Source organism: Janthinobacterium sp. BJB304 (genome assembly GCF_002735765.1).
GTDB lineage: Bacteria > Pseudomonadota > Gammaproteobacteria > Burkholderiales > Burkholderiaceae_D > Janthinobacterium.
Window position 1 is genome coordinate 150,392 of record NZ_PDZN01000010.1, and the last position, 17,852, is coordinate 168,243.

A 17,852-nucleotide genomic window follows, 5' to 3' on the forward strand; every position below is an offset into this window, starting at 1 on the left:
GCAGTACCCACAACACCGCGACACCGCGGAGGGACCGCCTGTTGACGCGACATTTCGGGGAACTCTATGACTCATCGTAGCACTGAAGCAGCATTGCCTGCTTCAACCGTGGCTGGCCAGCCAGCGTTGGCGCGTTTGCGCGCCCGCGCACAAGCCATTTCGGCACGTGGTGTTTTGACCACCGCGCAACACACACTGACAGTCTTCGGCATTTCCGCCCTGGCACTGATCGCCCTGCTGATGTTCCGCCCAGACCTGGGCAAGCAACTGACGCACAGCCTGTTCCCGCTGCCGATGGCAGAGGCGCAAGCCGTTGAAGCGCCGGCCCTGTCGGCACTGATGGAAGCGCCGGCATCCGTGCAAACGGCCGCCGCCAGCGAAGCACCTTTGACCAAGGAAGAAAAAGCCTTGCTGGGCACGCAAAAGCAGCAGCAATGGGTCACCAACTGGCTCTCCAAGCGCTACCGCGTGGCCAACGATGCGACCAATATGCTCGTCTCGACGGCATACCTGACGGCCCGCGAAATCAAGCTGGACCCGCTGCTGATCCTGGCCGTGATGGCCATCGAATCGGGCTTGAACCCGTTCGCGGAAAGCCCCGTCGGCGCGCAAGGCTTGATGCAAGTCATGTCGAAAGTGCACCATGAGCGCTTCCAGGAAATGGGCGGCGTGCAGGCAGCCCTGAATCCCGTCGCCAACATCCGCGTCGGCTCCCTGATCCTGAAAGACTATGTCACGCGTGGCGGTTCCGTCGAAGCGGGTTTGAAAACCTATGTGGGCGCCGCCAACTTCGCCACCGACTCGGGCTACGGCTCGCGCGTGCTGGCCGAATACCGCCGCCTGAAACAAGTATCGGCCGGCCAGCGCGTGCCGACCACGACGCCGGTGATGGCATCGAACACGCCAGCGCCAGCCAAGGCGCCTGCAGCGGAAAGCGGCAACATTACCATCAAGATTGCACCGCACAACGAGATCGCCGGCCTGTGACCCTTTAAAAGCCCTCACAGGGGCATCCGAAAAGCAGCATCCAATGAAAAAGCCACCGCACGCAAGTGCCGGTGGCTTTTTTATTGCCCTGCGGCATCAGCCGCAGGATCTCCTACGTTATTACTTGCGCTTGTTGGCGTTGACTTCTTCCTCACGGAATTTCACTGCCAGCTTGTCCAGCACGCCGTTCACATATTTGTGACCGTCGATGCCGCCAAACGACTTGGCCAGCTCGACCGCTTCGTTGATGACGACGCGGTACGGGATTTCCATGTTGTTCTTCAGCTCGAACGCGCCGATCAGCAGGATGCCGTGTTCGATAGGCGACAGTTCCGCGATATTGCGGTCGATCAAGGGTGCCATGCTGTCGCGCAGCGCCAGCGAATCCTTGATGGCGCCGTACAGCAGCACCGTGAAATGATCGCCATCGGCCTTGTCGAAGCCGTGGGCCGCGCGAATATTGTTCACGACGGTGGTCGCGTCTTCATTGTTCAGCAGCCACTGGTACAAGCCCTGCAGCGCAAACTCGCGCGCGCGGTGACGCGGCGTGCGGTTCTTGCTGGGGTTGGCGAGCAAATTTTTCTCAGTCATGATTGTTACCTGTTCTTAAGTACGTGTTCACTACAAATTCCGGCGAGACAGCACGGCGCGCTTTTCAACGCGCCGCAGCCAACCGCGTGTCAGAACGTTCGAGAAAATGCTCAGAGCAAGGCGCGAGCCCGAAGACAGTACGAATGTACGGCGAGGGCTTGCAACGCAGCTATGGGCGTTTTATCGGACGTTCACTACACGGCTAGTCCTCCTCGGATTCTTGCAACTCTTCCAGCGCTTGCGCCAGATTAGCCATTTCCACTGCCACGCGTGCCGCTTCGGCTCCCTTGACCAGCATGCGCACTTCCGCCTGCTCGTCGTTTTCCGTCGTCAACACTGCGTTGGCGATGGGGATGCCGTAATCGAGACCGACGCGCGTGATGCCCGCGCCCGATTCGTTCGATACCAGCTCGAAGTGGTAGGTTTCACCGCGAATCACGGCGCCCAATGCGATCAGGGCGTCGAATTGCTCGGTTTCTGCCATTTTTTGCAGAATCAGCGGGATTTCCAGGGCGCCCGGCACGGTCACGTGCAGGATATCTTCATCGGCCACGCCCAGCTTGCTCAACTCTTCCAGGCATGCCGACAGCAAGCCACCGCCGACGATTTCATTGAATCGTGCCTGGACGATACCGACGCGCAAACCTTCGCCGGCAAAATTGGTTTCATAGGTTCCTACGGTCATCATATGCCTCTTTAATCTGGTGGTTCAGGGCGGCATGCACATGCCGCCATCGTTTACTCTTACATCGACGCCTGACAAAATCGTAGCGAGCGGCAGCGAGTTGTGGCCGAGAAGCGCAACTGTACGAATAGTACAGTGAGCATCACAGGCCGCAAATCGCGACGCGCAGTAGATTTGGCTAGGCGTCCTGGCCAGGATGGCACTGAAAACCCGTGACTTCCAGGTCGAAACCGACCATCGACGGCATCTTGCGGGGGCTGGCCAGCAATTGCATCTTGCTCACGCCCAGGTCGCGCAGGATTTGCGCACCGATACCGTAGCTGCGCAAGTCCATGCTGGCGGCGCGGCCTTTCGGCTTGGCTTGCGGCGTATCGAGCGCGGCGAACTGGGCAAACAGCTCGCTCGAGGTCTCGCCGCAGTTCAGCAAGACCATCACGCCCCGCTCGGATTGCTTGATGGCGGCCATCGAGGCAGCCACCGTCCATGAGTGGGTGGTCGCTTCGCTTTCCAGCACGTCCAGCAGGGAAACGGGCTGGTGCACGCGCACCAGCGCTTCCAGGCCGGGCGCCAGGTCGCCATGCACGAGGGCCAGGTGGGCCGACGCGCTGGGCTTGTCGCGGAAGGCGATCAAACGGAATTCACCGTGGGCCGTGTGCAGGGTGCGCTCCGCAACGCGCTCGACCAGGGACTCCGTCTGGCTGCGGTAATGGATCAGGTCGGCAATCGTGCCGATCTTCAGGCCATGCTGCTCGGCAAACACCAGCAAGTCCGGCAGGCGCGCCATGGTGCCGTCGTCCTTCATGATTTCGCAAATCACGGACGCGGGCGTCAGGCCGGCCATGGCCGTCAGGTCGCAACCGGCTTCCGTATGGCCTGCGCGCATAAGCACGCCGCCTTTTTGCGCTTTCAGGGGGAAGATATGGCCAGGCTGGACGATATCGCTGGGCTGCGTGCCCTTGGCCACGGCCACCTGGATGGTCTTGGCGCGGTCGGCAGCGGAAATGCCCGTCGTCACGCCTTCGGCCGCTTCGATCGACACGGTGAAGTTGGTGCCATACGCGGTGCCGTTGCGCGACGTCATCATCGACAGGTTCAGCTCGTCGCAACGCTCTTCCGTCAGGGTCAGGCAGACCAGGCCACGCGCATGCGTGATCATGAAATTGATGGCTTCAGGCGTCACGAAATCGGCGGCAAGCACCAGATCGCCCTCATTTTCCCGGTCTTCTTCATCGACCAGTATCACCATGCGGCCGGCGCGCAATTCAGCGACGATCTCTTCGGTGCTCGATATAGACATTATTCATCCTCGTATGACGCCAGTCAAAACCTGCTGCGCGACGGTTTTGCCGGGCGTTGTTAATGTAACTAAAAACTGAAACTAAAACTGAACGTCGAGCGCGAATATTCCTCAGATTTCCGGGAATTTTCTTATAACCCGCTATTTTAAAGGATTTAGCGCTTGCAGACCTGAAATAAGACAGGTTTGCGGCATGGGTGCCGCAGCCTGCCCCGCAAAGCGCCGATTCCGCGATCCAGCGCACACGGCGGCGGCAAGGCGCGCGCCGCCGGCCTTGCAAAGAGCATAAGATCAGCCAGTCACCGCCACGGCGCTGACACCCATTCGAAGCGACACCCCACACAGGAGCGGCAATATGAAAACCAACGGATCGGCCATCTGGTCAGGCGGCATCAAGGACGGCAAGGGCGCCATCAGCACGCGCAGCGGCGCCTTGCAGGAATATCCCTACGGCTTTGCCAGCCGCTTCGAAGGCAAGCCCGGCACGAATCCCGAGGAACTGATCGGCGCCGCCCACGCGGGCTGCTTCACCATGGCCCTGTCGCTGATCCTCGGCGAAGCGGGCCTGACGGCGGAAAAGATGGAAACGACGGCCGAAGTGACCCTGGACAAGGTGGACGACGGCTTTGCCATCACGGCCGTCCACCTGATCCTGAAAGCGAAGATACCGGGCGCCGACCAGGCGAAGTTCGAGGAATTGACGGGCAAGGCCAAGGCAGGCTGTCCCGTGTCGAAGCTGCTTAAAGCCAACATCACCCTCGACGCCACCCTGCTGCCCTAGATTTTCGTCACGGGCTTGACGGGTTCCACGGGGGCCACCGGCGCCACCAGCGGCAGGCGCGAGTCGCTGGCCGGCAATGGCCGGTGCATCAAGCCGGGATTCAGGGCCGCATTGTTCAGGTTATACGCGGCGATGGCGGCCGCCACGGACGGGTCTTGCGATGACGGTGGCGGCACGGCCTGGCCCGCCGCTTGCGCCGCCAGCTCTTGCGCCTGCGCATTTTGCTGGCCCAGCTGGGCTTGCGCCGTCGCCAGGCCCGCATCGGCTTGTCCCTGCGCGGCGCGCGCCAGCAATTGCGCCCGGTCGCTGGCCGCCTGGGCCGCCATTTGCGCATCGCTGGCGGCCAGCTGGGCCCGCGCCGCATCGTCCGCCGCCGCTTGCGCCTGCTGCTGCAAGCCCTGCTGCTGTACTTGCCCTTGGCGCAGCTCGTCCAACCGCGCGGTTTCCTGCTGCTGCGCCTGCTGACTGGTATTAATACGTTCGCTGTCGAGGCGTTCGTCGTCAACACGCTGGGCATCCACGCGCTGGCTGTCCGTGCGCTGCACCTGCAGCAAGTCCGCGGTATTGTCGGCTTGTTGCGCCGTCGACGGGGGCCGCAATTCCTGCAAATCCACGTTCAGCTCTTGCGCTTCCAGTTGCTGCTGCAATTCCAGCTGTCGTTGTGCAAGCGCGGCCGTTTGCGGCGGCGCCTCGTCGATGGCCTGCGGCTGCGCGGCCTGCGCGGCGCTGGCCGGCAGTGCATCGCCCGTCAAATCCGCCTCGACAGCGGCAGCCAGCGGCACGCCCTGCTGCTGGGCCAGCACGGCGCCCACCTGCGCCAGCACGTCCGTTCCCTGTTGCAGGGCATCCAGGGTGGCGTTGCTGTCGGCCGCATACGCAGCCTGCAAAGTGATTGGATCGACATCTTCATTGCGCAAGTCGATGCCGATGCGGGCCAGTTGCGCTTGGGTGAGCAGGCTGCCGTCCTGCGCCAATGCCGTGGCCGCATCCGTCGTGCCGTCGCCCGACAGCAAATCGTAGCGCTGCGCCAGGCTGCCCGGGGTGTCACCCGCCGTCGCCAGCTGGCTCGCGTCGATGCCGCTCGTTTGCAGCTGGGCGAACGATTCCGTCAACTGCCGCGCCAGCGCCAGCAAGTCGTCATTGACATTCACGGGGGTATTTGCCGCCCTGGCCTCTTCCGTGGCGCCCTGCAAGGCCAGCAATTGCCGGCGCGACAAGGCCACGCCGGACAGGAACTGGCCCAGCGGAGAGATGTCGACCTGAGTCGATGACAAAGCGGCAAGGGCCGCCGCCGCGCTGGACGGCGGCACGGGCAGCGCGGGCGCCAGCGGCGCCGTCTGATCCACGCGGGACGTGGCCGGGATGGTGTTGGGCACGGTTGCGCGCGAAATCGGGTCCATGGCTAGCCTCCACTGCGGAAAGCTTCATAGTATGCGCGTCTGAAAGAAAAGCAACACACGCTTGGCAAAGCGAGAATGTGTTGCGGTGTTCTTGTATCAGGCGGCAGCCTTGTCCAGCGACAACATGCGCTCGACATAGCGGGCGATCAGGTCGATTTCCAGGTTGACCTTGCCATTGACCGTCAAGTGTTTCAGGGTCGTCATGGCGATGGTGTGCGGAATCAAATTGATCGAGAAACGGCAGCCGTTGACGGCGCCCGCGCCCAGGTCTTCCACTCTGTTGACGGTCAGCGACACGCCATTGACGACGACGGAACCCTTGAAGGCCAGGTATTTCGCCAGTTCGTGCGGCGCTTCGATCACCAGTTCCCACGATTCGCCCACGGCTTCGAACTTGCGCACGATGCCCAGGCCGTCGACGTGGCCGGACACCAGGTGGCCGCCCAGGCGCTCGGCCAGGGTCAGGGCTTTTTCCAGGTTCACTTCCGTCGTCGTATCGAGGCCCACGGTGCAATTGAGGCTTTCGCGCGAGACATCGACGGCAAAGCCCGTGTCCGACTTTTCCACCACCGTCATGCAGGCGCCATTGATGGCGATCGAATCGCCGAGGGCAACATCGGCCAGCGGCAAGCCGCCCGCGTGGATGGTCAGGCGCACGCCTGCGTCGAGGCCGCCTTCGAGTGCTTGCACGGTTTCAATCTTGCCGATGGCGGCAACAATTCCTGTAAACATGAACTAACCCTATAAAAGTATGAAAGTATTAAAAACGCCTGTCAAAACCTACTGCGCGTCGTAATTTGCGGCCTACGATGCTCACTGCCTCGGCGGCCCCGTACTTCGTACAGCTGCGCTTCTCGGGCCAACGGGGGCGCCGAGCATTCCTTCCGCTCGCTACGGTTTTGTTAGGCGTTTTAATTGCGCTGGGCGAATCTTGCAAGGATACGCAAATCTTCGCCCACTTGCTGAACCTGGTGAAATTGCAAGGTGCGCTGCTGTTTGATATCCGTCAATGCGGGCAAGGCAAACATGCCTTGCGCATCACCCAGCAAGGTGGGCGCCAGGTAGACCAGCAGCTCGTCGACGCAGCCTTCGCGGATCAGCGAGCCGTTCAGCCTGGAGCCTGCCTCGACGTGGACTTCATTGATTTGCCGGCGCCCCAGTTCCAGCATCAGCGCGGCCAGGTCGACCTTGCCGGCCGCGTTCGGCAACATGATGACTTCCGCGCCGAGCGCCTGCAACTGCGCTTCCTTTTCCGGGTTGGCCACGGCCGCCACGATCCACGTGCCGCCACCCTGCAAGATGCGCGCGTCGAGGCTGATGTCGAGCCGGCTGTCGACGACGATGCGGCGCGGCTGGCGCGGCGTCTCGACGGCGCGCACGTTCAGTTGCGGGTCGTCCGCCTTGACCGTGCCGATGCCCGTCAGGATGGCGCAGGCGCGCGCGCGCCACGCATGGCCGTCGGCACGCGCCTGCGGCCCCGTGATCCACTGGCTTTGCCCATTGTGCAAGGCCGTCATGCCATCCAGGCTGGCCGCCGTTTTCATGCGCACCCACGGCTTGCCGCGCTGCATGCGCGAAAAGAAGCCGATATTCATTTCATATGCCTCGTCGGCCAGCACGCCCGTCGTGACGGCGATACCGGCCGCTTCCAGCTTGGCCAGCCCCTGCCCGGCCACGAGCGGATTCGGGTCCGTCATGGCGGCCACGACGCGCCCCAGTCCCGCGCGCACGAGCGCATCGGAGCATGGCGGCGTGCGGCCGTGGTGGTTGCACGGTTCCAGGGTGACATAGGCGGTGGCGCCGCGCACATCGTTGCCGCGCGCCGCAGCATTGGCCAGCGCTTGTACCTCGGCATGATCCTGCCCGGCCGCCTGCGTCACGCCGGCGCCGATCACCTTGCCATCCCGAACGATCACGCAGCCGATGCGGGGATTGGGCGAGGTCGTGTATAAACCGCGCGCCGCCCATTCCAGCGCCAGGCGCATGCCATCGATATCGTTGAGTATTTCCACGGGCTTCTTTGAGAGTGAGTAATAGATAAGTCGGGTTACGAACTGTCGGCCACGCCGCTGCAATTGACCGCCTGCTGCTGCGGGTCGCACACGCGCACCCTGCCCAGCATATTGATTTTAATATGCCGTACCTGCTTTCCCAAAGCCAGGGACAAGGTACCCCAGCGCGCCGCCAGGCTATTGGTCGCGCTGCAACTGCGTCCTGCGCCATTGTAGGCGATATAAAACGGCGCCGTGGCAGACGAAAACGCAAACTGGGCCGTGATGCCCGCCGGCAGGGGTCCCTGGCGGAACAGCAATTCGTCGCCGTCGTCGAACGCCAGGCTGGCATTACGGTCGATAAAGACCAGCCAGCCCGTGCGCCAATCCGTGCCGCCGGGCCCGGCCGGCATCAACAGCACGCGCTGTCCGCGCGCCATCGCCTGCGCCCGCGTCAATTCGATGGCCGAGAACAAGTCCATGGCCGCCGTGCGCACCTGCTGGCGCGCCAGCACCTGCTGCAAATTTGGCATGGCGGCGGCCGCCAGCAGCGCGGCAATCGTCAGCACGGCCAGCAATTCGAGCATGGTGTGCCCGAAGGCCCGCCCGGTCCGCGGTGGCCGCTTGCGCGTGGCCATGGCCTAAGTAATCCTCAGGAAATTATTGTGAATTTATGACGAACAGAACCGGATGCTATGCAAGGCGCCCGCTGCGACGCAGTGCGAGCACTGCTAGCAGCGGGCAACGCCGCAGAGGGCCGGTTATGGAAGTCAGAAATCACAATAATTTATTGGGGGTTACTTAGCGCCAGCAATGGCTGGCGGGGCCGCTGCTGCCGCGCTGGCCCGTGCTGCTCAGGGACAGCACGCCGCAATCGGCATCCTGGAACTGTGCATCAACCTTGGCCGTACCCGGCGTGGCGCGCAACAGCACGCATTGCCCGATCGCCAGGCCGGGACAGGCCAGCGCCTCGATTTCATACGCACTGCCGGCCGCGCCCCCTTCGCCCGACCACCATGGAAACGCTTGCGCCTGCGGCGCCGGCGAGGCTGAGGAAAACGCCAGATAGCGGTTGTTTTGCGAGTAATAGCGCTCCTGCTGCTGCATCAGCCGCAGCAGGGCCGCCTGCCCCTGCACCCGTTTGGCGCGCACGACATGGCCGTGATAAGCGGGCACGGCCAGCGCCAGCAGCAGGCTCATGATCGCCAGCGCGGCCAGCAGTTCGATCAGGCTGAAGCCCGGGATGGCGGCAGGGGCGCGACCGTTTGCAGCGGCCCAGTTCCGGCTTGCCAGCATTTCCATCTGACCTCCCTTCTTCCCAAAAACCGCCAGCCGATGCGAGGCGCCGGTCTGCACGCCGGCCACTTGCGACACGCCAGCCATGCCCCTCTCTTATTTCTTCTTGGCCGCCTCGTGCAATTCGCGCCAGTTCGCCACTTCGCGCCAGCTGAGGCGCTGCGCCGGCAGCGGCGCGCTGACGACCTTGAGTCCCGCCACGCTGGCCGCGCCGGGCAAGCCCGGTTGCAGCACGGCCAGTTCCTTGCGGCCCTCGGCCCGCCCTGTCGCCGTTGCTGCGCCCACCGTGCTGTTCAATTCCAGCGCCAGCGGCGGCGCGCGCGCCAGGCCGTCGAACAAGGGTCCCGTCTGCTCGCCCGCCTGCACCACACCGGCGCCATCGGCGGCAAAACCGCTCAGCACGTCGAGCACGTACAGGCGCGTGACCGGCTTGGCGCAAGCGTCGCGCCCCGGCAGGACGGTATTGAACAGCACCTTGCCGGCGGCCAGTACGGGACTGCTGATGCTGCGCTCGCCCGTCTGCGCGGTATCGAGAAAGTCGAGATACCAGCCGCGCATGGCGTCGCTGCCCGTGTAGCGCAGCTCGGCGCCGTCGACGCGCACGCCCCCCGTCGTCTCGCCCAGGCTGCGCTGTTCCAGGTCGGCCCGGCTGCGCGTGGGAGATGTTGCACGCACATCGTCATGCACGGCGTAAAACGACTGCGACAGAAAGGCCGAAGGCCAGGTATCGCCCGCTTCGACCAGCTTGCCCGTGCCGAACAGCAGCAGATAGCCGCCACCGGGCGCATACGCCACGTTCAGTTGCTGCGTCACGGGCTGGCGCCGGCCCTGCGCATCGCGCGCGACAAAGACGAGCTTGCGCCCCTGGCTATCCTTCCACGGCGGCCCGCCAGCCATGTCGAAGCGCCAGATATTGCCCTGCAAATCGCCCGCATAGATATACGCGAGCGCGCCGTCGCCGCCCGGCACCACGGCGGGCGGGCCCAGCGCGTGGGACATGGCGTCAATGACCGCATCAGTGTCATGGCCGCCATCACCACCACCGTTGCCGTCGGCCACAGGCACCTTGAATCGGAAGTAATTACTTCCTATCACCCATGGCGTGCCAGGCGCCTTGTCCAGCGCCAGCAGGAAGATGGCGGCGGCCGATGCGGGCGCCGTCGTGTCCTTGCCGTCGTTTACATGGTTGTTGTAGCCGCTGGCGACGATGGCAAAATCGCGGTAGGCCGGCGCGCCCTCCTTGCCGCCCATATTGACGCGGGCAAAGGCGGGCGGCGCGCGCACATTGCCCATGAGCCTGTCGTCGCGGTCCGTGAATTCCCACAACGCACCGTCTTGCGCAAAACGCATCGGGTCGGTGATGTCGAGCGCAAACACGCCTTGCGCCCCGCCGCCCATGCCCGACACCAGCACCGTCTTCCAATGTCCCAGCGCCAGCACTTCCGCCGTGGCTGCGGCGCCGTCGAGCAGCGGGCCGGGGCTGTAGTGAGTGCTCGCAGCGGCTGCCGCAACGTGCAGCAGCGCCTGTGGCAGATAGGCAAACAATTCGCTGCCCGTGCGCGCATCAAATGCGTGAAGCAAGCCATCGTTGGCGCCCAGATACAGCATTTTCCGCCGCTGCAGCAGCGCCTTGCGGTGCAAGCCATAGCCTGCCCCCAGCATGCCCAGCCCTGGCGCGCCCACGTACAGCAGGTTGCCGTGCGGCGCCGCGCCCAGGCTGCCGGACCTGCGCCGCAGGAAGCCGCCGGGCTGGCCCACCTCGTGCGTACGCTGGCCCAGCAGATATGCCAGACGCGCCTCGCCTCTGCCATCGCCGCCGTCGAATGCGCCGCGCTGTGCTGCATCGAGCGCCTTCCAGGCCAGCGGCATCAGGGCGCCCTTGGCGTCAAGCGTGTAGACGGGACGCAAGGCCGTGGATGGCCCATCCGGCATGGTCTTGGACTGTCCGCCAGCAGTCCACAATGGCTTGCCGGGAAGCAGTGCGCCATCGGCGCCCACGGCAAACGCGCTGCGCGACAAGATCATGCCGCCATCGGCCAGGCGTATCCGCGTGTGAAACCAGTAAGCCTCTTCCGTACCGCTGGCCAGCGCCATCAGGGCCGGCCCCGGCAGCGTCGCCGCCAGCGTGCCCTTGTCGGCGGAGACAAAGGCCGCGCGCAGTCCCGCGATCAGGGCGGCCGGATCGCTGCCGGGCAAGTAATGGGTGGGCCAGCGGCCGTTCAGGCTCCATTCATCGAACGCGCTGCCCGTTGCGCTCTTGAATGGGTTGGCGTCGCCGTTCGCATCAAGGAAACCGCCATACTTGGCCGCCAACAGCAAGGGAGTAGCGGCGGGAGTGGCTGCAGATTCGCCGGCCGGACCGCCCTGGCGCAAGTCGCCCGCGTAGTGCTCGACCTTGGCAAGGCCGTCATTCTTGCCGCCGGGACGCAGCGCCTGCACATGCGACCAGTAGGCCAGCCCGGCCGCATGGTAGCTGGCGCCGCCCGCGCCGTCGGCCAGCAATTCCAGTCCCGCCAGGTCGGGCCGTGGCGCTGGATTGCCCTGCGCGCCGCCGCTTTCCAGGCTGCCCACCGCATGCGTCCAGGCCATCGCATCGAACGGCGGCGGCGCAAAGCCATCGGCGGCGCGTACGCGGTCACCGGCCGAGGCAGGCACAACTGGGACATTGCCGGGCACGTAGCGGTCCCCCGCCATGCCCGCATCGCCGAGGCTGACGACGACGTGGCGCTGGCAATTGGCCGTTTGCGGGTCGCTCCATGGGGTCACGACCGGCAAGCCGTCGTCGATGGCAGGCGGAGCCGTGGCGGGCGGCACGGCGGCGCTCGCTTGCCGCCCCTGCAGGTAGCGCAGCGATTCGTACAGCAATTCAGCCAGCGGGGCGGCCCTCGCGTACGCGCCCGGATGCCCGGAATTGCTGCGGCCCAAGCCGTTGATGTAAGCGGTCACCCCGCCGCCAGGGCCTGCGCCCTGGTCAGCGCCTTGGACGGCAAACACGCCATTGACGGGATTCCACTCGGCGCCGGTATTGTCTTGCGGCAAAAAGTCGGGCGCCGTCCAGCGTTGCCTGCCCATGTGGGCCAGCGGCGCGCGCAGCACGCCGCCATACACGGGGCCGGCACTGGCAGAGACGCCGTTCAAATGGCCAAACACGCCCACGCGTACCCTGCCGCCAAGGCGCTGCACGGCGCCCACCGGTTTGTAATTCTTGCCGTACGCGAGGCACAGGTCGTCGCGCAGCGGCCCCTCATCGGCATCGCAAACGCGCACGCGCGCGAGGAACACGCCGTGCGTGGCGGCGATGCCGGGCGCGTCGCAACTGCCGCCCGGAGGCAAGCTGGCGTCGCCGAACAGCAGGCGATTACGGCAGGAAACGATGGCCAGTTGCGCCAGCGCAAATGGCGTCGCCGCCGCCACGCCTGTCTGCAAGACCTTGCGCGGGAAAAAGACGGGGTGGGCATAGAAGTCGACGGGACCGTCGGCATCGGGCAGCCAGGCGCGCTGCAGCACCGTCTTGCGCACTTCGTCGATGACGCGGTCGCCGCCCGTGAGGGCATAGCGGACGATATCGAGCATGCTGGCGCTGGCCCAGTTCAGAAAGTTGCCGCTAAAACTATCACCGCCGCAGCCGTGCAGCGCGTCCGCCGGTTTCAGCACGGAGAAGTAAGCGGTCGCTACGCGCAGGTCCGGCAGCATGACGCCGTCCTTGCTGCGGTAGGGATAGCTGTAGCACATGCGCGCATGGAAGTAACCGAGGTACTCGCGCTGCGGCGCATACTCGCCGCCATGCGCGGCGGCCGCCGCCGCATGCGTGAGCGACAGATTGAGCAGCAGGTTCGGCGGCACTCTGGCGCCGTGCAAGCCAGCGTCGGCCCGCGCCAGCGCCACGGGAGGTGCAGCCGCAACAGCAGCTCCGCAAGCCAGGCAAACCAGGCCGATCAGCAGCCAGGCGGACCACCAAGCGGATAGCAAAGCAAACGACCAAGCCCTCATGGTCCCGCTCCCGCCGCCTGCTTGCGGTAATAACTTTGCAACACGACTTGCGTGCTTTCGTGCGCGCCAAAACCGATGGCCGTGATGCGGTACACATAACTTTCCGTCGCCAGGCCGCCGACCACTGCCGCCGCCTGCGCGCCGGGCGGGTGAAACGGCAGCAATTCGATCAGGTAACGGGGCCGGCGCGACGGCAGGAAACCCTGCCCCGTCTGCATGACGGCGCCCGTAAACTGGCCATACGGCACGGTGTGGCTGCTGCCTTCAGGACCGTCGAGGTCCATGCTCAGCCAGAGCGCCGGCGCCTCCGGGGCTGCGGGCAGGCACAGGCCCAGTGCGCCTGCCTCGCCGCAGCCGTCCGCGAACCCGGCCGCACTGCCTGGCGCAAAGAGGCTGCTGCGTCCCGGCGCGCCGGGCAAGCCTTCGATATCGTTCTGCGCATCCATCAATGCTTCCTCCGCCGTCTGAAACGCGATCTGCCGGTCGCGTTCGCCGCGCGCCGCCTTTTCGCCCTGCAAGGCTATCTGCGCCGCCGATATGCCCAGCAGTAAGATGATCACCAGCAGGCACAGCACATACGCGAGGGTGGCGCCACCGTGGCGCGCACGAGGTGCGCGACAAGGCAAGCAACGAGGCTCGCACCAGCGGACGCCCGCGCCAGCCATCGTGCCGCCCGCCTAGGCCGGCCCGTTGCGCAGCATGATGCTCGTCTGCAGCAATTGCCGCAGCCGGGAGCGCGTCGCGGCGGGCAAGGACGCGCGCGCGATGCGTACGCCCGTGTCGCCGGCGCCGTGCGCCTCGGCATATGCCTTGCCGAACAGGTCGAACTGCGCCGGCCCCAGTTCCGCCATCTTGTCCGCCTGCTCCGCCTCGCCATGGAGCAGCAAGGCCACGCGCACGCTGGCCACGCGCTTCCAATGCGTGCGGCGGCGCAAATCGCGCTGGCGCGCGGCCGCATCCGCACCCGCCAGCACCAGCGCCGCATCGTAGGCGTCGAGCGCACTGGCGTTGACATAGCGGTTCGCCACGCCGTCGGGCGGCGTATCCGTGTCCAGGCCATACAGCACCTGGAAACCGTCGACGCCGCGAATGACGGCATCCGCGCCCCAGCCGTTCGCGCCACGGTATTTGCAGCGCAGTTCGCCTTCGCCATCGGCGCCCTGCGCCACATAGAAAATGCTCCAGCCCCGCTGCGCCTCCGTTTGCGCGGCACCCACGCCAAAGCCGGCGCAATTGAGCACGGACCCGTCGCCGCCCTCTTCCTTGCCGGCGCCGTAATAGCGCAGGGCCAGCACGTCGCTGCCATGCAGGACACCGGGCAAGGCGCCGCTGATGCCTTCGCTGTTCTTGCCCAGGCTGCGCGCGTCGAGCCCGGCGACATTGGCGCTGTCGTCATCGGCATGGGCGACGGGCGCGGCGCTGCTATCCCAGTTCACGTACGCCGTCTGGCGCACGGCGCGGGCGATGGTGTCGAGCGCATAGCGGCCGTTATCGTCCAGCCGCGCGCTGGCGGACTGGTCGCCATAGCTGCCGCTGGCCGCCACCAGCACGCTACTGGCGGCCAGCATCAGCAGCGCGCCCAGCGACAGAGCCACCAGCAATTCGACGAGGCTCATGCCGCGCCGCCAGCGCCACGCGGCATGCACGCCGTTCATGCGCCGCCTCCGCCCAGCTGGAATACCAGCCTGGGCAGCGACTCGCCTGCCGCATTCACGGCGGGCGAGCCATCGGGCAAGCGGCCGCGCCAGCCCAGCTTGATGACGATGGGCGCGCCCTTGCCGCCGCTGCACGCCCAGTGCAAGCCTTGCGCGGCGGCATCCCAGACAGAGGCATCGCGGCAGATATGCAGGCGCGCGCCGGGCAAGGCCGCATGCAGCGATTGCTTCCATTCGGCGATGTCGAATTGCGCCAGTTCGGCCGCGCTGCAGGCGCTAGCGCCAAAGCAGTCCGGCGCGGTGCCGCCTGCTTCGGCGTCGTCCGCCGCCGCGTAGGCCACGTTCAAGTAGGGATTGCCCGCATCGGGACCATTCATGAGCACGCCGTTTGCGCGCATGCGCTCGGCCATGCCGGCCGCCAGCTGCGCGCCCGCCGACAACAGCGCCGACTCATGGCGCGCGCGCAGGGAGTGCAGTTGCAAAATGCTGGCACCGAGCAGGCCCAGCGCCAACAGCAGCAGCGACACGAGCACCTCGACGAGGCTGCTGCCACCCGCTGGAAACATAGTGCGACCGCTCATGTGCATGCCTTGCTCCCTTCCGCAGAAAGAGTCGCAAGAACAGGCGGCCCAGCTACACGATAGGCGCACGCAAAAACCAGGATCTGCGCTAGCGCAAACAGCGCAGCGATAAGGGGAGAGGAATGGCGTAGTTATTGATCAGACCGCTTGCCAGGCAAGCGCTGGCATGGTGAACACGGGGCGCAGGAGCGGCCCCGTTACCGGCAAAGTGAACGGCCGGGTAAGCGTCAGGGCTTGCGCGCCTGCCCCACTTCGGCGATCGCATCCTGGAACTCGGCCAGGTCTTCGAAATTCTTGTAGACGGAAGCAAAGCGGATGTAGGCGATCTTGTCCAGGCGCTTGAGTTCCTGCATGACGAGCTCGCCGATATAGCCGGAATCGACTTCGCGCAAGCCGCTGGTCAGCAGTTTTTCCTGGATGGACGCGATGGCCGTATCCACCGAGGCGGCCGCGACGGGACGCTTGCGCAAGGCCAGCATCAAACTGCCGCGCAACTTATCCGCAGCGAACTCCGTCCGGCTGCCATTCTTTTTGACGACGGCCGGCATGATAAGTTCAATGCGTTCGTACGTGGTAAACCGCTTGTCGCATTTGCCGCAGCGGCGGCGGCGCCGAATGGCATCCCCTTCCTCCGATACGCGCGTATCGAGAACCTGGGTGTCGCCGTGCTGGCAAAATGGACATTTCATGGGCTGGTTACAACTTTATAGTAATAATTACGGGAAATCGCCGCCCTTGTACAAAGGGCGCCCGAATCACTCCGGGCGCCCTTGGGCACGAAGGAATGTGTCATACGGAATCTTACTCCGTATGACACATTCTGGACAAATAATTATGCTGCGTACACAGGGTGCGCGTCGGCCAACACTTTCACGGCCGCTTTGACGCGCTCGATGGTGGCGGCGTCATGCGGGTTGTCCAGCACGTCGGCGATCAGGTTGCCCACTTCTTCCGCTTGCGCTTCCTTGAAACCACGCGTCGTCATCGCCGGGCTGCCCAGGCGGATGCCCGAGGTGACGAAGGGTTTTTGCGGGTCGTTCGGGATGCCGTTCTTGTTGCAGGTGATGTGCGCGGAACCGAGGATGGCTTCGGCTTCCTTGCCCGTCAGGTTCTTGGCGCGCAGGTCGACCAGCATGACGTGCGATTCGGTGCCGCCGGACACGATGCGCAGGCCGCGCTTGATCAGGGTTTTCGCCAGCACGTCGGCGTTCTTGATCACTTGCTTCTGGTATTCGACGAATTCAGGGCTCAGCGCTTCCTTGAAGGCGACGGCCTTGCCGGCGATCACGTGCATCAGCGGGCCGCCCTGGATGCCAGGGAAGATGGCCGAGTTGATGGCTTTTTCGTGCTCGGCCTTCATCAGGATGATGCCGCCGCGCGGACCGCGCAACGATTTGTGCGTGGTCGAGGTGACGAAGTCGGCGAACGGCACCGGGTTCGGGTACAGGCCGGCGGCGATCAGGCCCGCGTAGTGGGCCATGTCGACCATGAAGTAGGCGCCCACTTCCTTGGCGATCTTGCCGAAGCGTTCGAAGTCGATTTTTTTCGAGAACGCGGATGCGCCGGCGATGATCAGTTTCGGTTTGCGTTCGCGGGCCAGGCGCTCCATCGCCTCGTAGTCGATGTCTTCTTCCGCCGTCAGACCGTAGGAGACGACATCGAACCATTTGCCGGACATGTTCAGCGGCATGCCGTGGGTCAGGTGACCGCCTTCGGCCAGCGACATACCCATGATCAGGTCGCCTGGTTTCAGCATGGCGAAGAACACGCCCTGGTTCGCCTGCGAGCCGGAATTCGGCTGCACGTTCGCGCATTCGGCGCCGAACAGTTTCTTGACGCGGTCGATGGCCAGTTGCTCGGCCACGTCGACGTATTCGCAGCCGCCGTAGTAGCGCTTGCCCGGGTAGCCTTCGGCGTACTTGTTCGTCAGCTGCGAGCCTTGCGCTTCCATTACGGCTGGCGACGTGTAGTTCTCCGAGGCGATCAGTTCGATGTGATCGTGCTGGCGCGTGTTTTCTTTTTGAATGACGGCGAACAATTCAGGATCGACGTTGGCGAGGGTGTGATCTTTTGCAAACATGTAAAAACTCCAAGTATGAGGGTGCTTGTACTGGCAGGTTGGATCGAATGAGGGGAGCCGGCGTTAAGTGAATAACAACATTGGACGGGCAGCCTCTTCGTGCTTTTCCATAGTGGCTACCCAGGCGAACGGCTGATGAAAAATCTCACGTTTCCCGGTGGGTGCCCACCTTTCGCCGGTTTGCCGATCGCCACTCAGGGAGATCGCCCGACTTTTCGCCAGTCACGTGAGACGTAATGGAAGTCAAATTGTAAGTTAAGTGCCCAAATTGAGCAAGGAATGCAACCGTGCGTCTATAATCGCCGCGCGCCGCCGCAGCCCGGACAGGGCCGCGGGCCGCCCCGGGGCATGGCTGCCGCTCTTAAGCTGGACTTAAACCTGGCCATGGCATGTAAGCGTATGTTACGAAGCTTGCCATTGCACACGCCGGATTTATAATGCTGCGGTGCAACTTATATGCAGCTTTTGCATGGCTTTCCAGCAAGCGCCCACAGTCACAAGAAGAAAAATCGCGTAAA

General features: G+C 64.4%; 16 protein-coding genes and 1 riboswitch. Of the genes, 2 read left to right on the forward strand and 14 right to left on the reverse strand.

All coding sequences use genetic code 11. The annotated features are described in order from the left end of the window. Positions 1–66: 66 nt before the first annotated feature. Complete coding sequence (locus CSQ95_RS14095; protein WP_175444809.1) at positions 67–987, forward strand: lytic transglycosylase domain-containing protein; 921 nt, start codon at positions 67–69, stop codon at positions 985–987. A gap of 120 nt (positions 988–1,107) precedes the next feature. Here the strand turns inward: CSQ95_RS14095 and nusB are convergent, their stop codons facing one another. The 3 genes from nusB to ribBA all read right to left on the reverse strand — a co-directional run bounded on the left by nusB (position 1,108) and on the right by ribBA (position 3,560). Continuing rightward, positions 1,108–1,578, reverse strand: coding sequence for a transcription antitermination factor NusB (gene nusB / locus CSQ95_RS14100; RefSeq protein ID WP_070219581.1), 471 nt, complete (start codon positions 1,576–1,578; stop codon positions 1,108–1,110). Between the two features lie 202 nt (positions 1,579–1,780). Then, entirely contained in the window at positions 1,781–2,263 is a 483-nt protein-coding gene (gene ribH / locus CSQ95_RS14105) for a 6,7-dimethyl-8-ribityllumazine synthase (protein ID WP_070219579.1), read from the reverse strand. A 178-nt stretch (positions 2,264–2,441) separates the two neighbouring features. Beyond that, complete coding sequence (gene ribBA, locus CSQ95_RS14110) at positions 2,442–3,560, reverse strand: bifunctional 3,4-dihydroxy-2-butanone-4-phosphate synthase/GTP cyclohydrolase II (RefSeq protein WP_070311568.1); 1,119 nt, start codon at positions 3,558–3,560, stop codon at positions 2,442–2,444. Between the two features lie 355 nt (positions 3,561–3,915). On the opposite strand from ribBA, the gene CSQ95_RS14115 reads away from it, so the two are divergent. Further along, positions 3,916–4,341: an OsmC family protein gene (locus CSQ95_RS14115; RefSeq protein WP_034759136.1), complete on the forward strand. Its 426-nt coding sequence runs from the start codon at positions 3,916–3,918 to the stop codon at positions 4,339–4,341. On the opposite strand, the gene CSQ95_RS14120 is transcribed toward CSQ95_RS14115, so the two are convergent. The 11 genes from CSQ95_RS14120 to glyA all read right to left on the reverse strand — a co-directional run bounded on the left by CSQ95_RS14120 (position 4,338) and on the right by glyA (position 17,334). Further along, complete coding sequence (locus CSQ95_RS14120; RefSeq protein WP_099409953.1) at positions 4,338–5,741, reverse strand: hypothetical protein; 1,404 nt, start codon at positions 5,739–5,741, stop codon at positions 4,338–4,340. The two genes, CSQ95_RS14115 and CSQ95_RS14120, sit on opposite strands and share 4 nt — an antisense overlap. Positions 5,742–5,837: 96 nt before the next feature. Next, positions 5,838–6,473, reverse strand: coding sequence for a riboflavin synthase (locus CSQ95_RS14125; RefSeq protein WP_099409954.1), 636 nt, complete (start codon positions 6,471–6,473; stop codon positions 5,838–5,840). Between the two features lie 179 nt (positions 6,474–6,652). Continuing rightward, positions 6,653–7,753 (reverse strand): bifunctional diaminohydroxyphosphoribosylaminopyrimidine deaminase/5-amino-6-(5-phosphoribosylamino)uracil reductase RibD, encoded by a 1,101-nt coding sequence (gene ribD, locus CSQ95_RS14130; RefSeq protein ID WP_099409955.1) that lies wholly within the window; start codon positions 7,751–7,753, stop codon positions 6,653–6,655. Positions 7,754–7,788: 35 nt separating this feature from the next. Further along, entirely contained in the window at positions 7,789–8,319 is a 531-nt protein-coding gene (locus CSQ95_RS14135) for a GspH/FimT family pseudopilin (protein WP_099410000.1), read from the reverse strand. A 214-nt stretch (positions 8,320–8,533) separates the two neighbouring features. Then, the gene (locus tag CSQ95_RS14140; RefSeq protein ID WP_306532453.1) at positions 8,534–9,115 is read right to left on the reverse strand and encodes a type IV pilin protein; all 582 of its coding nucleotides are present in this window, start codon (positions 9,113–9,115) and stop codon (positions 8,534–8,536) included. Positions 9,116–9,124: 9 nt separating this feature from the next. Next, on the reverse strand, positions 9,125–13,018 hold the full coding sequence (locus CSQ95_RS14145; RefSeq protein ID WP_099409956.1) for a PilC/PilY family type IV pilus protein: 3,894 nt from the start codon (positions 13,016–13,018) through the stop codon (positions 9,125–9,127). Then, positions 13,015–13,644 carry a PilX N-terminal domain-containing pilus assembly protein gene (locus CSQ95_RS14150; RefSeq protein ID WP_257218048.1) on the reverse strand — a complete coding sequence of 210 codons (630 nt, stop codon included), beginning with the start codon at positions 13,642–13,644 and terminating at the stop codon, positions 13,015–13,017. Before CSQ95_RS14150 ends, CSQ95_RS14145 begins: the two co-directional genes overlap by 4 nt. A 51-nt stretch (positions 13,645–13,695) precedes the next feature. Next, positions 13,696–14,673 carry a PilW family protein gene (locus tag CSQ95_RS14155; protein WP_099409958.1) on the reverse strand — a complete coding sequence of 326 codons (978 nt, stop codon included), beginning with the start codon at positions 14,671–14,673 and terminating at the stop codon, positions 13,696–13,698. Beyond that, entirely contained in the window at positions 14,670–15,254 is a 585-nt protein-coding gene (gene pilV, locus CSQ95_RS14160) for a type IV pilus modification protein PilV (protein ID WP_227742134.1), read from the reverse strand. Before pilV ends, CSQ95_RS14155 begins: the two co-directional genes overlap by 4 nt. 227 nt (positions 15,255–15,481) lie before the next feature. Beyond that, entirely contained in the window at positions 15,482–15,943 is a 462-nt protein-coding gene (gene nrdR / locus CSQ95_RS14165) for a transcriptional regulator NrdR (protein WP_034759169.1), read from the reverse strand. A gap of 143 nt (positions 15,944–16,086) precedes the next feature. Further along, entirely contained in the window at positions 16,087–17,334 is a 1,248-nt protein-coding gene (glyA, locus tag CSQ95_RS14170; RefSeq protein WP_099409960.1) for a serine hydroxymethyltransferase, read from the reverse strand. A 111-nt stretch (positions 17,335–17,445) separates the two neighbouring features. After that, positions 17,446–17,570: riboswitch (ZMP/ZTP riboswitch) on the reverse strand. Positions 17,571–17,852: the final 282 nt, after the last annotated feature.

What these genes read in the sequence shown, in the direction of transcription:
- CSQ95_RS14095 (WP_175444809.1), top strand. Translation starts at nt 67, where the DNA reads ATGACTCATCGTAGCACTGAAGCAGCATTGCCTGCTTCAACCGTGGCT.
- nusB (WP_070219581.1), bottom strand. Translation starts at nt 1,578, where the DNA reads ATGACTGAGAAAAATTTGCTCGCCAACCCCAGCAAGAACCGCACGCCG.
- ribH (WP_070219579.1), bottom strand. Translation starts at nt 2,263, where the DNA reads ATGACCGTAGGAACCTATGAAACCAATTTTGCCGGCGAAGGTTTGCGC.
- ribBA (WP_070311568.1), bottom strand. Translation starts at nt 3,560, where the DNA reads ATGTCTATATCGAGCACCGAAGAGATCGTCGCTGAATTGCGCGCCGGC.
- CSQ95_RS14115 (WP_034759136.1), top strand. Translation starts at nt 3,916, where the DNA reads ATGAAAACCAACGGATCGGCCATCTGGTCAGGCGGCATCAAGGACGGC.
- CSQ95_RS14120 (WP_099409953.1), bottom strand. Translation starts at nt 5,741, where the DNA reads ATGGACCCGATTTCGCGCGCAACCGTGCCCAACACCATCCCGGCCACG.
- CSQ95_RS14125 (WP_099409954.1), bottom strand. Translation starts at nt 6,473, where the DNA reads ATGTTTACAGGAATTGTTGCCGCCATCGGCAAGATTGAAACCGTGCAA.
- CSQ95_RS14135 (WP_099410000.1), bottom strand. Translation starts at nt 8,319, where the DNA reads ATGCTCGAATTGCTGGCCGTGCTGACGATTGCCGCGCTGCTGGCGGCC.
- CSQ95_RS14140 (WP_306532453.1), bottom strand. Translation starts at nt 9,115, where the DNA reads ATGGCTGGCGTGTCGCAAGTGGCCGGCGTGCAGACCGGCGCCTCGCAT.
- CSQ95_RS14145 (WP_099409956.1), bottom strand. Translation starts at nt 13,018, where the DNA reads ATGAGGGCTTGGTCGTTTGCTTTGCTATCCGCTTGGTGGTCCGCCTGG.
- CSQ95_RS14155 (WP_099409958.1), bottom strand. Translation starts at nt 14,673, where the DNA reads ATGAACGGCGTGCATGCCGCGTGGCGCTGGCGGCGCGGCATGAGCCTC.
- pilV (WP_227742134.1), bottom strand. Translation starts at nt 15,254, where the DNA reads ATGAGCGGTCGCACTATGTTTCCAGCGGGTGGCAGCAGCCTCGTCGAG.
- nrdR (WP_034759169.1), bottom strand. Translation starts at nt 15,943, where the DNA reads ATGAAATGTCCATTTTGCCAGCACGGCGACACCCAGGTTCTCGATACG.
- glyA (WP_099409960.1), bottom strand. Translation starts at nt 17,334, where the DNA reads ATGTTTGCAAAAGATCACACCCTCGCCAACGTCGATCCTGAATTGTTC.